This window comes from Geodermatophilus chilensis (genome assembly GCF_002802985.1).
Lineage (GTDB): Bacteria > Actinomycetota > Actinomycetes > Mycobacteriales > Geodermatophilaceae > Geodermatophilus > Geodermatophilus chilensis.
This window is the reverse complement of sequence record NZ_NVPT01000001.1, coordinates 69,493-83,252: the sequence shown is the minus strand read 5'-3', so window position 1 is coordinate 83,252 and position 13,760 is coordinate 69,493. Positions and strand designations below refer to the sequence as shown.

At 71.0% G+C, this 13,760-nt stretch carries 8 protein-coding genes; 5 read left to right on the top strand and 3 right to left on the bottom strand.

Annotated features, from left to right (window positions below):
- Positions 1-134: 134 nt before the first annotated feature.
- The 4 genes from CNO22_RS00455 (at position 135) to CNO22_RS00440 (ending at position 10,409) form a co-directional block, all read left to right on the top strand.
- Positions 135-842 carry a hypothetical protein gene (locus CNO22_RS00455; RefSeq protein WP_100497388.1) on the top strand — a complete coding sequence of 236 codons (708 nt, stop codon included), beginning with the start codon at positions 135-137 and terminating at the stop codon, positions 840-842.
- Positions 843-1,232: 390 nt separating this feature from the next.
- Positions 1,233-4,742, top strand: coding sequence for a DNA-directed RNA polymerase subunit beta (rpoB, locus tag CNO22_RS00450; protein ID WP_100497387.1), 3,510 nt, complete (start codon positions 1,233-1,235; stop codon positions 4,740-4,742).
- Positions 4,743-4,840: 98 nt separating this feature from the next.
- Positions 4,841-8,746 carry a DNA-directed RNA polymerase subunit beta' gene (locus CNO22_RS00445; RefSeq protein ID WP_100497386.1) on the top strand — a complete coding sequence of 1,302 codons (3,906 nt, stop codon included), beginning with the start codon at positions 4,841-4,843 and terminating at the stop codon, positions 8,744-8,746.
- A 232-nt stretch (positions 8,747-8,978) separates the two neighbouring features.
- Positions 8,979-10,409: a tannase/feruloyl esterase family alpha/beta hydrolase gene (locus CNO22_RS00440; protein ID WP_100497395.1), complete on the top strand. Its 1,431-nt coding sequence runs from the start codon at positions 8,979-8,981 to the stop codon at positions 10,407-10,409.
- A 30-nt stretch (positions 10,410-10,439) separates the two neighbouring features.
- On the opposite strand, the gene CNO22_RS00435 is transcribed toward CNO22_RS00440, so the two are convergent.
- The 3 genes from CNO22_RS00435 to CNO22_RS00425 all read right to left on the bottom strand — a co-directional run bounded on the left by CNO22_RS00435 (position 10,440) and on the right by CNO22_RS00425 (position 12,850).
- Positions 10,440-11,480, bottom strand: coding sequence for an LLM class F420-dependent oxidoreductase (locus tag CNO22_RS00435; RefSeq protein ID WP_100497385.1), 1,041 nt, complete (start codon positions 11,478-11,480; stop codon positions 10,440-10,442).
- A gap of 80 nt (positions 11,481-11,560) precedes the next feature.
- Positions 11,561-11,776, bottom strand: a complete 216-nt coding sequence (locus CNO22_RS00430) for a hypothetical protein (RefSeq protein WP_072919054.1) — start codon at positions 11,774-11,776, stop codon at positions 11,561-11,563.
- Positions 11,777-11,878: 102 nt separating this feature from the next.
- Positions 11,879-12,850, bottom strand: coding sequence for a chymotrypsin family serine protease (locus CNO22_RS00425; protein WP_100497384.1), 972 nt, complete (start codon positions 12,848-12,850; stop codon positions 11,879-11,881).
- Between the two features lie 534 nt (positions 12,851-13,384).
- Here CNO22_RS00425 and rpsL point away from each other — a divergent pair.
- The gene (rpsL, locus tag CNO22_RS00420) at positions 13,385-13,759 is read left to right on the top strand and encodes a 30S ribosomal protein S12 (RefSeq protein WP_012950487.1); all 375 of its coding nucleotides are present in this window, start codon (positions 13,385-13,387) and stop codon (positions 13,757-13,759) included.
- Position 13,760 lies beyond the last annotated feature (1 nt).

Here is a 13,760-nt window from a genome sequence, read left to right as displayed (position 1 = left end):
ACGTGTCCGTCAGATCGCGTGTGCTCGGCTGTCGTTGCGGCTACACACCTCCTGATGATGCGATATAATTTCTTGTTTTGTTGGTACTGCAACGCGCTACTGATACACTTGAGGAGTCGTCCGCAGGATGAGGTGTGTATGAGACACAACCGGAGGACACCGCGCCCGAGGGGAGCCCCGCCCCGCCGGCCGCCGTCCCGCCGGCCGGTGCCGACGGCCCTGCCGGGCCCCGTGCGGAGTCGCGCCGGGACGGCGGGGTCGCAGCCCGGCGCGGTCGTCCGGCCGGTGCGCGGGCCGGGGCCGGGCCGACCCGCCGCCGGTCCCGGACGGTCCTGGTGCTCGGCGTGCTGTGCGCCGTGGCCGCCGTCGCGCTGGGGTTGCTGTCCTGGCAGCGCCCGGCGCGGGAGTTCGTCGACCCGGCCGTCTTCGACGCCGCACGGGAGTCGGTCGAGGCCCTCTACGCCTACGACTACCGGGACTCCGAGGGCAGCGTGCAGGGCAAGCTCGACGTCCTCACCGGGAGCCTGCGCGACCAGTACGAGACCGACCTGCAGAGCGGGATCATCGACACCTACGAGCAGGTGTCGGCGACCACCCGCTACGAGGTCGCCGACGTGGGCCTGCAGCAGGTGGACGCCGACCAGACGACGGCGACGGTCGTGGTGTTCGGCCAGTACGTCGTCGAGTCGGTCAACAGCGGCACCCAGGCGCCGCCGGAGGGCTCGGAGTGCACGGTCACCCCCGAGGGGGCGCAGTCGTGCACGCAGACGGTGCAGTTGCAGCTGATGGACGTCGACGGCACCTGGAAGATCAGCGAGCTGACGCTGCTCACGACCAGCTGAGCGGCCCGCCCCGGGCGCCGTCCGGACCCGACGCGCGCGGCGTGGCGGCCCCACGGCCGCCGCGGGACTGGCATCATGGGCGGGCCGTCACAGACGGCCCGACCCGGCCCCGCCGGCCGGCTGCCCTCCCGGGTGTGGTCCCCCTCGCGTGCGGACCCCCGACGTGGACAGCCTGCTCCAGCAGGGGTAGGGTTCCCTGTTGCGCTGCCCCCTGACTGCTTGCCCGCCGAGACGGGTCGCCTGGGGTGCCCGGGGAACCCCTCTTCCGGACGCCCGCCGACCGACGCTCCGGGCAGGACGAACGCGGACAGCCCCGCCATTACCGACGACGACCCAGGACGAACAAGCACCCACCGCCCGCACGTCGTGAGGTCCTTGGAAGGACGCATCTTGGCAGGCTCTCGCCCCACCAGCATCTCCGCCAGCACCACCGAGTCAGGTTCCACCGGCAAGATCCAGCAGGCCCCCCAGTCCGGCCCCCGCACCGGCGAGGCCGACCAGCAGAAGATCCCGGGCGCGCCGCTGCGCGTCTCGTTCGCCAAGATCTCCGAGCCGCTCGAGGTCCCGGACCTCCTGGCCCTGCAGACCGCCTCGTTCGACTGGCTGATCGGCAGCCCCCAGTGGCGGGCCACCCTCTCGCCCGAGGAGCAGGCCGACGCCGTCGGCGGCCTGGCCGAGATCCTCGAGGAGATCTCCCCGATCGAGGACTTCAGCGGCTCGATGTCGCTGTCCTTCTCCAACCCGCGCTTCGAGGACGTCAAGGCGTCCCTCGAGGAGTGCAAGGACAAGGACATGACCTACGCGGCGCCGCTGTTCGTCACCGCCGAGTTCATGAACAACACCACCGGCGAGATCAAGAGCCAGACGGTGTTCATGGGCGACTTCCCGATCATGACGAACAAGGGCACCTTCGTCATCAACGGGACCGAGCGCGTCGTCGTCTCGCAGCTGGTCCGCAGCCCGGGCGTCTACTTCGACAAGACCCTGGACAAGACCTCGGACAAGGACGTCTTCAGCGCCAAGGTCATCCCCAGCCGCGGGGCGTGGCTGGAGTTCGACGTCGACAAGCGCGACACCGTCGGCGTCCGCATCGACCGCAAGCGCCGCCAGCCGGTCACCGTGCTGCTCAAGGCGCTGGGCTGGACCGAGGACCGCATCCGCGAGCACTTCCAGTGGTCGCCCACGGTGCTGGCCACCCTCGAGAAGGACCACATCGCCGGCCAGGACGAGGCGCTGCTGGACATCTACCGCAAGCTGCGGCCGGGTGAGCCGCCGACGCGGGAGAGCGCCCAGGCGCTGCTGGAGAACCTGTTCTTCAACGCCAAGCGCTACGACCTCGCGAAGGTCGGCCGCTACAAGGTGAACAAGAAGCTCGGCGTCTCCGTGCCGCAGGGCACCAGCACGCTGACCGAGGACGACATCGTCGCCACCATCGAGTACGTCGTGCGCCTCCACGCCGGCGAGCCCGAGCACGGCGTCGACGACATCGACCACTTCGGCAACCGTCGCCTGCGCACGGTCGGCGAACTGATCCAGAACCAGATCCGGGTCGGCCTCTCCCGCATGGAGCGCGTGGTCCGGGAGCGGATGACGACGCAGGACGTCGAGGCGATCACGCCGCAGACCCTGATCAACATCCGGCCGGTCGTCGCCTCCATCAAGGAGTTCTTCGGCACCAGCCAGCTGTCCCAGTTCATGGACCAGACCAACCCGCTCGCGGGCCTGACCCACAAGCGCCGCCTGTCGGCGCTGGGCCCGGGCGGTCTGTCGCGTGAGCGGGCCGGCATGGAGGTCCGCGACGTGCACCCGAGCCACTACGGCCGGATGTGCCCGATCGAGACCCCCGAGGGTCCGAACATCGGCCTGATCGGCTCGCTGTCGGCGTACGGCCGGGTGAACGCCTTCGGCTTCATCGAGACCCCGTACCGCCGGGTGAACAACGGTGTCGTCAGCGACTCCATCGACTACCTGACCGCCGACGAGGAGGACCGCTTCGTCGTCGCGCAGGCCAACTCGCCGCTGGACGCACAGGGCCGGTTCGCCGAGGACCGCGTCCTGGTCCGCACCAAGGGCGGTGAGGTCGACTACCTCGTGCCGGAGAACGTCGACTACATGGACGTCTCGCCGCGGCAGATGACCTCGGTCGCGACGGCGATGATCCCGTTCCTCGAGCACGACGACGCCAACCGCGCGCTCATGGGCGCGAACATGCAGCGCCAGGCCGTCCCGCTGCTGCGCAGCGAGGCGCCGCTGGTCGGCACCGGCATGGAGTTGCGGGCCGCCGTCGACGCCGGCGACGTCGTCGTGGCGGAGAAGGCCGGTGTGGTCGAGGACTCCACTGCCGACTACGTCACCGTCATGGCCGACGATGGCACCCGGCAGACCTACCGGCTGCTGAAGTTCCGTCGCTCGAACCAGGGCACCTCGATCAACCAGACCCCCGTCGTCGACGAGGGCCAGCGGGTCGAGGTCGGCCAGGTCATCGCCGACGGGCCGTGCACCGACCAGGGCGAGATGGCGCTGGGCAAGAACCTGCTCGTCGCCTTCATGCCGTGGGAGGGCCACAACTACGAGGACGCGATCATCCTGTCGCAGCGCCTCGTGCAGGACGACGTCCTGTCCTCGATCCACATCGAGGAGTTCGAGGTCGACGCCCGCGACACCAAGCTCGGTGCCGAGGAGATCACCCGGGACATCCCGAACGTCTCCGAGGAGGTCCTCGCCGACCTCGACGAGCGCGGCATCATCCGCATTGGTGCCGAGGTCGTCCCCGGCGACATCCTCGTCGGCAAGGTCACGCCGAAGGGCGAGACCGAGCTGACCCCCGAGGAGCGGCTGCTGCGGGCGATCTTCGGTGAGAAGGCCCGCGAGGTCCGCGACACCAGCCTCAAGGTCAAGCACGGCGAGTCCGGCAAGGTCATCGGCGTCCGCGTGTTCTCGCGCGAGGACGGCGACGAGCTGCCCGCCGGCGTCAACGAGCTGATCCGGGTCTACGTCGCCCAGATGCGCAAGATCTCCGACGGCGACAAGCTCGCCGGCCGCCACGGCAACAAGGGCGTCATCGCGAAGATCCTGCCGCAGGAGGACATGCCGTTCCTCGAGGACGGCACCCCGGTGGACATCGTCCTCAACCCGCTCGGCGTCCCGGGTCGGATGAACGTCGGCCAGGTCCTGGAGACCCACCTCGGGTGGGTCGCCAAGTCCGGCTGGCAGGTCGAGGGCACCCCGGAGTGGGCGGCCAACCTGCCGGAGGCCGCGCGTGCCGCCGAGCCGGGCACCCGGACGGCGACCCCGGTGTTCGACGGTGCCCGCGAGGAGGAGATCGTCGGCCTGCTCGGCTCGACGATCCCGAACCGTGACGGCGACCGGATGGTGCAGCCCACCGGCAAGGCGCGGCTGTTCGACGGCCGCTCCGGGGAGCCCTTCCCCGAGGCGATCTCGGTCGGCTACGTCTACATCCTGAAGCTGCTGCACCTGGTCGACGACAAGATCCACGCCCGGTCGACCGGCCCCTACTCGATGATCACGCAGCAGCCGCTGGGTGGTAAGGCGCAGTTCGGTGGCCAGCGCTTCGGTGAGATGGAGTGCTGGGCGATGCAGGCCTACGGCGCGGCCTACGCGCTGCAGGAGCTGCTCACCATCAAGTCCGACGACATCCTCGGCCGCGTCAAGGTGTACGAGGCGATCGTCAAGGGCGAGAACATCCCCGAGCCGGGCATCCCCGAGTCGTTCAAGGTGTTGCTCAAGGAGCTGCAGTCGCTGTGCCTCAACGTCGAGGTGCTCTCCGGCGACGGGCAGGCCATCGAGCTCCGCGACACCGACGACGAGGTCTTCCGGGCCGCGGAGGAGCTGGGCATCGACCTGTCCCGCCGCGAGCCGTCGTCCGTCGAGGACGTGTGATCGGCCGCCGGCCGGCCCCGAGCACCGGGGCCGGCCGGCGCCCCCCAACGACCAATCGAGAAGTGCAGTAACCGAGCCCCGGGAAAGGGGTCCACTCAGTGCTCGACGTCAACTTCTTCGACGAGCTCCGCATCGGTCTGGCCAGCGGCGACGACATCCGTCAGTGGTCGCACGGTGAGGTGAAGAAGCCCGAGACCATCAACTACCGGACGCTGCGTCCGGAGAAGGACGGTCTCTTCTGCGAGAAGATCTTCGGTCCCACGCGGGACTGGGAGTGCTACTGCGGCAAGTACAAGCGCGTCCGCTTCAAGGGCATCATCTGTGAGCGCTGCGGCGTCGAGGTGACCCGCGCCAAGGTGCGGCGTGAGCGGATGGGCCACATCGAGCTGGCCGCGCCGGTCACCCACATCTGGTTCTTCAAGGGCGTCCCCTCGCGTCTGGGCTACCTGCTCGACCTGGCGCCCAAGGACCTCGAGAAGATCATCTACTTCGCCGCCTACCTGATCACCTCGGTCGACGACGAGACGCGCCACCGCGACCTCCCGACCATCGAGGCCGAGATCAGCGCGGAGAAGCACAACCTCGAGAGCCGCCGCGACGCCGAGGTGGAGGCCCGCCAGCAGAAGCTGGAGGCCGACCTCGCCGAGCTCGAGGCCGAGGGCGCCAAGTCCGACGTCCGCCGCAAGGTGCGCGAGGGCGGCGAGCGCGAGATGCGCCAGCTGCGCGACCGCGCCCAGCGGGAGATCGACCGCCTCGAGGAGGTGCTCGACACCTTCCGCAAGCTCGAGGTCAAGCAGCTCATCGCCGACGAGGGCCTCTACCGCGAGCTGCGCGACCGCTTCGGTGAGTACTTCGAGGGCGGCATGGGTGCCGCGGCGCTGCAGAAGCTGCTCGCCGACTTCGACCTCGACGCCGAGGCCGCCTCGCTGCGCGAGACCATCCGCAGCGGCAAGGGCCAGCGCAAGCTGCGCGCCCTCAAGCGGCTCAAGGTCGTCGCGGCGTTCCTGCAGACCCGCAACTCGCCCATGGGCATGGTGCTCGACTGCGTCCCGGTCATCCCGCCGGACCTGCGCCCGATGGTGCAGCTCGACGGTGGCCGCTTCGCGACCAGCGACATGAACGACCTGTACCGCCGCGTGATCAACCGGAACAACCGGCTCAAGCGGCTGCTCGACCTCGGTGCGCCCGAGATCATCGTCAACAACGAGAAGCGGATGCTCCAGGAGTCCGTGGACGCGCTGTTCGACAACGGCCGCCGCGGCCGGCCGGTCACCGGCCCCGGCAACCGTCCCCTGAAGTCCCTGAGCGACCTGCTCAAGGGCAAGCAGGGCCGGTTCCGCCAGAACCTGCTCGGCAAGCGCGTCGACTACTCCGGCCGTTCGGTCATCGTCGTCGGCCCGCAGCTGAAGCTGCACCAGTGCGGCCTGCCCAAGCAGATGGCGCTGGAGCTGTTCAAGCCCTTCGTCATGAAGCGGCTGGTCGACCTCAACCACGCGCAGAACATCAAGTCCGCCAAGCGGATGGTGGAGCGCGCGCGGCCGGTCGTCTGGGACGTGCTCGAGGAGGTCATCACCGAGCACCCGGTGCTGCTGAACCGGGCGCCGACGCTGCACCGCCTGGGCATCCAGGCCTTCGAGCCGCAGCTGGTCGAGGGCAAGGCCATCCAGATCCACCCGCTCGTCTGCACCGCCTTCAACGCGGACTTCGACGGTGACCAGATGGCGGTGCACCTGCCGCTGTCGGCCGAGGCGCAGGCCGAGGCCCGGATCCTGATGCTGTCGTCGAACAACATCCTGTCGCCGGCCGACGGTCGTCCGATCACCGCGCCGACCCAGGACATGGTGCTGGGCCTGTACCACCTGACCACCCTGGTGCGCAGCCGGCACGAGGCCGACGGCGGCCGGCCGGCGGCCTACGGCTCCACCGCCGAGGCGATCATGGCCTTCGACAAGGGTGCGCTGGGTCTGCAGGAGCGGGCGTACATCCGCCTCGACGAGGTGTTCGGCGTCGACAACGGCAAGGTCAACCCCGCGTGGGAGCAGCCCGAGGACTGGACCCCGGGTGCCCCCGCGCTGGTCGAGACCAGCCTGGGCCGGGTGCTGTTCAACGAGGCCCTGCCCGAGGACTACCGCTTCGTCAACTACCAGGTGCCGAAGAAGGAGCTCGGGGCGATCGTCAACGACCTCGCCGAGCGCTACCCCAAGGTGCAGGTCGCGGCGACGCTGGACGCCCTCAAGTCGGCCGGCTTCCGCTGGGCCACCCGCTCGGGCGTCACCATCGCCATCGACGACGTCGTGACCCCGCCGGCCAAGCAGGAGATCCTCGACCGGCACGAGGCCGAGGCCCGGCAGATCGAGCGCCAGTACGAGCGCGGTGTCATCACCGACGCCGAGCGTCGTGGCGAGCTGATCGAGATCTGGACCCGCGCGCGGGCCGAGGTCAGCCAGGCGATGGTGGACAACTTCCCGACCACCAACCCGGTCTGGGTCATGGTCAACTCGGGCGCCCGAGGCAACATGATGCAGATCAGCCAGATCGCCGGCATGCGTGGTCTGGTCGCCAACCCCAAGGGCGAGATCATCCCGCGGCCGATCAAGGCCAACTTCCGGGAGGGTCTGTCCGTGCTGGAGTACTTCATCTCCACGCACGGTGCCCGCAAGGGTCTGGCCGACACGGCGCTCCGTACCGCGGACTCCGGGTACCTCACCCGCCGGCTGGTCGACGTCTCCCAGGACGTCATCATCCGCGAGGAGGACTGCGGCACCGAGCGCGGCGTGATCATGCCGATCGCCACCTCGGTGGACGGCGTGCTCACCCGTGACCCGCACGCGGAGACCAGCGTCTACGCCCGTGCCCTGGCCGCCGACGTGACGGCCGAGGACGGCACGCTGATCGCCCAGGCCGGCGCCGACCTCGGCGACGTCCTGATCAGCCAGCTGGTCGAGGCCGGGGTCTCGGAGGTCAAGGTCCGCTGCGTCCTGACCTGCGAGTCGCTGCTGGGCACCTGCGCCACCTGCTACGGCCGCTCCCTCGCGACCGGCAAGCTGGTGGACGTCGGCGAGGCGGTCGGCATCATCGCCGCCCAGTCGATCGGTGAGCCCGGCACGCAGCTGACGATGCGCACCTTCCACACCGGTGGCGTCGCGGGTGAGGACATCACCCACGGTCTGCCGCGTGTGGTGGAGCTCTTCGAGGCTCGCGTCCCCAAGGGCAAGGCCCCGATCGCCGAGCTGGCCGGCACCATCCGGATCGAGGACGGCGAGCAGTTCCGCAAGCTCACGATCACCCCGGACGACGGCTCCGACGAGGTCGTCTACGACAAGCTGTCGCGTCGCTCGCGGCTGCGGGTCGAGGACGGTGGCCACGTCGAGGTCGGCGAGCAGCTCACCGAGGGTGCGGTCGACCCGCACGAGGTGCTGCGGATCATGGGCCCCCGCGAGGTGCAGCTGCACCTGGTCCGCGAGGTCCAGGAGGTCTACCGCAGCCAGGGCGTGTCGATCCACGACAAGCACATCGAGGTGATCATCCGGCAGATGCTGAAGCGGGTGACCATCATCGACTCGGGCGCCACGGAGTTCCTGCCCGGTGCGCTGGTCGAGCGGACGATCTTCGAGACGGAGAACCGCCGCGTCGTCGCCGAGGGCGGCGAGCCGGCCTCGGCTCGTCCGGTGCTCATGGGCATCACCAAGGCCTCGCTCGCGACCGAGTCGTGGCTGTCGGCGGCCTCCTTCCAGGAGACGACGAAGGTGCTCACCGACGCCGCGATCCAGGGCAAGAGCGACAGCCTGCTCGGCCTCAAGGAGAACGTGATCATCGGAAAGCTGATCCCGGCGGGTACGGGCATCAGCCGCTACCGGAACATCACGGTCGAGCCGACCGAGGAGGCCCGCGCCGCCGTCTACACCATGGCCGGGTACGACGACGGGCAGTACTACAGCCCCGACGTCTTCGGTCAGGGCAGCGGCGAGGCCGTGCGCCTGGAGGAGTACGACTGGCGGGGCTGAAAAACACCCCCTGCCCCCCGCTGCTCGCAGGCTCGTAGCGGGACCCTGCAGGGGGCGGCCGTTCCAGCACGGTGCGAAGGGCCCCGTGGACCGTCAGGTCCACGGGGCCCTCTCGTCGTCAGGGGCGCGTCCCGCCTCCCTGCGCGGTCCGGTCGTTGCGGTTGCCGTCACCGGACGGGTCCTGGTTCGTTGTCCAGTGCCGATGGTCGCCGCTGCCCGGAAGGGGTACGCCATGTCCGCCCGCCGCTGGTCGCTGGTCCCGCTGGTCCCGCTGGTCCCGTTGCTCGTCGCGTCGTGGCTCACGTCCCCGGCCGCGGCCGCGCCGGGCGGGCACTGCGCGAACGCGGAGGCGATCCAGGTCCCGGGGGCAGAGCTCCAGCGCGTCGAGTGCCACACCGATCTCTCCGCCACGGCACTCGCCGCCAAGGGGCGCAGCGACGTCAGCGACTGGGCGGGCCTGCACTCCAAGCAGACGGTGAACCCGTCGGCGGGCGCCGGGATCCAGGTCGACGGCTACTTCCCGGACGACTCCACGACCAACACGACGTACGGCTGGAACCACGACGCCCAGTTCGTCATCCGGCTGCCCGAGGAGTGGAACGGCCAGCTCGTCGTCACCGGCGCGCCCGGGGTGCGCAAGCAGTACGCCCCCGACTACATCCTCAGCGACTGGATGCTCTCCCAGGGCTACGCCTACGCGTCGACCGACAAGGGCAACACCGGCACCTCCTTCTACGAGAACGGGTCGCGGTCCGCGCCGGGTCAGGCGGTGCGCGAGTGGCACGACCGCGTCTCCGAGCTGACGATCGCCGCCGAGCAGGTGGTGGCCCAGCGCTACGGGTCCCGTCCCTCGTACACCTGGATGACCGGCATCTCCAACGGCGGCTACCTCACCCGCTGGCAGCTGGAGAACCGCCCGGACCTCTTCGACGGCGGGGTCGACTGGGAGGGGACGCTCATGACCGCCGAGGGTCCCAACCTGTTCACCTACCTGCCGACCGCGCTCCGTGAGTACCCCCAGGCCATGGCCGATCCGGCCGCGCGCCAGCGCATGTACGACGTCGGCTTCGAGCCGGGGTCGGAGGTCCTGTGGCCCGACCACCACGCCGTCTACTGGGACCTCACCCAGCGCACCTACCGGGAGGCATTCGACCCGGGGTACGACGGCGCCACCGAGGCCGGCACGCCGTTCTGCCGCACCGGCACCGCCCCCGGGACGCCGACCGCGTGCGACGCCGAGTACGACTACGCCTCCCGCCCGCAGGAGGTGAAGGACGCCGTCGCCTCGGTGTCCCTGACCGGGGACATCCGTAGGCCGATGCTGACCCTGCACGGGGATCTCGACGCGCTGCTCCCCATCAACGCCGACTCCGACGTCTACACCGAGATGATCGCCGACTCGGGCCGGGCCAGGCTGCACCGGTACTACGTGATCGAGGACGGCAACCACGTGGACGACCGGCACGACCTGTACCCCACGGAGATCCGGCCGATCCTGCCCTGCTACCGCGAGGCGTTCCAGCGCCTCACGTCCTGGGTGACCACCGGCCAGAAGCCGCCGGTCAGCCAGACGGTGACCCGACCGGCCGGCGGCGACGTCGCCAACACCTGCTCGCAGCTGGCGGCCCCGACGCGAGGGGGCGGCAAGGGCCCCGGTCGCTGACCCCCGACGCCCGCTCCGGGACCCCCGTGCTCAGCCGGCCAGGCGCTTCATCGTCTCGACCGTCCGCAGCCGGGCCTCCCGGCTGTCGTCGAGGGGCTGCAGCATCAGCGTGGTGACGCCCGCCTCGCGGAAGGCGGCGACCCGCTCGGCGACGTGCGACTCCGGCCCCACGAGGGAGACCGCACGCACGAGCTCCTCGGGGACGACGGCGGCCGCCTCGTCCTTCCTGCCGTCGAGGTAGAGGTCCTGGATGGTCCGGGCCTCGTCCTCGTAGCCGTAGCGGCGGGCCAGGTCGTTGTAGAAGTTCTTGCCGCGGGCGCCCATGCCGCCGATGTAGAGCGCGAGCTGGGGTCGCACCAGGTCGAGCATCGGCTCCACGTCGTCCCCGATGGCGACCGGCACGCCCACGACGATCTGCAGGTCACCGAGGGCCGGGTCGCGCTTGGCCTTCCCGGCGGCCAGCGAGTCGCCCCACACGGTGCCCGCCCGCTCCGGCATGAAGAAGATCGGCTCCCACGCCTCGGCGATCTCCGCGGCCAGCTCGACGTTCTTGGGGCCGATCGCGGCCAGCATGACCGGGATCCGGTCGCGCACCGGCGTGTTGATCAGCTTCAGCGGCTTGCCCAGGCCGGTGCCCTGCTCGGCCGGCAGCGGGATCGTGTACTTGGGGCCCTCGTGGACCAGCCGCTCCCGGCGCCACACCTGCCGGCAGATCCCTACGACCTCGCGGGTCCGCTGCAGCGGGGCGTCATAGGGGACGCCGTGCCAGCCCTCGATCACCTGGGGGCCGGAGGCGCCGAGCCCGAGGGTGAAGCGGCCGCCGGACACGAAGTCCAGCCCCGCCGCGGTCATGGCGGTCAGCGCGGGGGTGCGGCTGTAGATCGGGAAGATGCCGCTCATCAGCTCGACCCGCTCGGTCACCGCGGCCAGGTAGCCCAGCTGGCTGACGGCGTCGAAGGTGTAGACCTCCGCGACCGTCGCGAGGTCGAGTCCCGCCGACTCGAGCTCGCGGATCTCCGCGGCGGTCTCGCGGAACCCCCCGCTGTAGCTGGCCTGGATGCCGATGCGCACGTGCACTCCTCAGGTCGGCGACGCCACCATTGGCGCCGCCGCCGACCGTAGCGGGGTGGGGAGGTGCGTCCGGTCCGGCCTCAGAGCGGCCGGACGACCCCGACGACCTCGGTCACCACGCGGACGCCGTCGACGTCCCCGGGCACCCGCTCGGCGGCGTGCGCGTCGGCCAGGTCGACCTTCACCACGTAGCCGCTGTCCCGGCGGGCCAGCCCGACACCGACGACGCCCGGGTCGGCCGCCAGTCGGTGGCTGAGGGCGCTCTTCGCGGCTCGGGCGGACGCGCGGTCGGTCATGCACCCCATGGTGCCCTGTCGAGCGGCCAGAGAACAGGGAAAGGACCCCGCCCTCCCCACCCCTCGCCAGCTCAGGGCGGTGCCCTGGACGGGGCCGGCAGCTCAGGAGGCGACCCACCGGAGGTCGAGGACCGACAGCACGGTCGCCAGGGGGTTGGCGAAGGTGACCCCGCCCCCGACGCGCCCACCCGTCTCGCTGCCGGCGAAGAGCAGGCCGAGCGGAGCGCGGTCGGCGCTCCGCCAGATCACCGAGCCGCTGTCGCCGCCGGCGCTGAAGGCGCCCGCGACGCCGTCGATCTCGATCTGGTCGTCGAAGGTGTAGACGCCCTGGTCGTACTGCACGGCCACGCCGTCGACCTCCACGGCGCTGACCCGGCCGACCGTGTGCCCGGTGGTGCGCCCGACCTTCTCCACCCGCTCGTCGGGCTCGACGTCGTCCACCTCGACGGGGTCGGCCGCCAGCGGCCCACCGGGGAGCCGGCCCGGCTCGAGCGGCACCTCCGCGTCGACGGTGGCGACCGCGGCGTCCACCCGGTTGGCCCGGTCGGCGGTGAACCGCTCGAAGGCCGTCAGGGTCGCGACGCGGTCGGCCGCCGGATCCCCGCCGTCGGCCGGGCCCGGCTGCAGGACCGGGTCGCCCACCGCGGCGGCGTCGCTGGCGGCCAGCACGTGGTTGTTGGACAGGATCGCCAGCCGCCCCCCGACCCGGACGAAGCCCCCGAGGGTCCCGGCGGAGACCCCCGGGTGGGCCACCGAGAGTCCGGGGGCCAGCGGCCGCGTGCGCCACTGCAGGTTCTCCGGAGTAGGGGCGGACAGTGCCCGGACGGCGCCGATGACGCGGACGTCGACCTCGTCGAGCACCGCGTCGTCCAGCCCGGCCAGGAGGACGTCGGCGTCCTCCTTCGCCGCCAGCCGGATGGCCAGGTGGGCCTGGTCCGGGCCGACCGGGGCCAGCCCCAGGGCCGGGCGGGCCCACCGCCGACCGCCGACGTCGCTGGCCGTCACCGGCTCGCCGGACCGGGCCAGCCGTGCCGACAGGTGGGCCTTCAGCTCGCGGGCGAGGTCGAGGTGCACGGGATCCTCCGGTTGCGCTGGGTGGGCGTCCTGGCACCGACCGTAGGGCCGGGGTACGACAGTCCTCCATGCCCGGGGTGTCGGTCCGGCGGCGCGACCCGGACACGAGCGGCAGCCGCTACAGTCGCGCCACCCCCGGCCCGCACCGGGTCCGCCGGCCCGGAACACCCGGGCACCGGACGGCGTTGACCCCGCGTATCCCGGTGGGGAGGGCTCGACCCGCCCGCCGAGCTGTGGTGGACCCGGCTTTGACCGGTCTCCGGCACGCGGGTATCGTGGTCAGCCGTGCCCAGGGTGCCCTGGGCCTGCTCCCGTTCGCGGTGCGCCTGCCGACAGGTGGTGGCGCCGAGTCGCGGGGGGCGACCGATCCGGTTGGAACCGCCGGCCGGTCCTGGGGAAGGCGACACGCCCGACCGCGGGGACCGGTGGTGGACCACGGCCGGAGGCGGGTACGGCCCCGGCAGGACCGGCACCCGGCACAGCAGAGCACCGTCCACAGCACGACCCAGCGCAGGTAGGAGATCCAGGCCACCCATGCCCACGATCAACCAGCTGGTCCGCAAGGGCCGCGAGGACAAGGTCGAGAAGACCAAGACCCCGGCGCTGAAGGGCTCCCCTCAGCGTCGTGGCGTGTGCACCCGCGTGTACACGACGACGCCGAAGAAGCCGAACTCGGCGCTGCGCAAGGTCGCTCGCGTCCGCCTCACCAGTGGCATCGAGGTGACCGCCTACATCCCGGGCGTCGGCCACAACCTGCAGGAGCACTCGATGGTGCTCGTGCGCGGCGGCCGCGTGAAGGACCTCCCCGGCGTGCGCTACAAGATCATCCGCGGCTCGCTCGACACCCAGGGTGTCCGCAACCGCAAGCAGGCTCGCAGCCGGTACGGCGCGAAGAAGGAGAAGAGCTGAC

Bases quoted from the DNA above. Each gene is read 5' to 3' on its own strand.
- CNO22_RS00430 (WP_072919054.1), bottom strand. From the start codon at position 11,776: ATGACCGACCGCGCGTCCGCCCGAGCCGCGAAGAGCGCCCTCAGCCAC.
- rpsL (WP_012950487.1), top strand. From the start codon at position 13,385: ATGCCCACGATCAACCAGCTGGTCCGCAAGGGCCGCGAGGACAAGGTC.
- CNO22_RS00440 (WP_100497395.1), top strand. From the start codon at position 8,979: ATGTCCGCCCGCCGCTGGTCGCTGGTCCCGCTGGTCCCGCTGGTCCCG.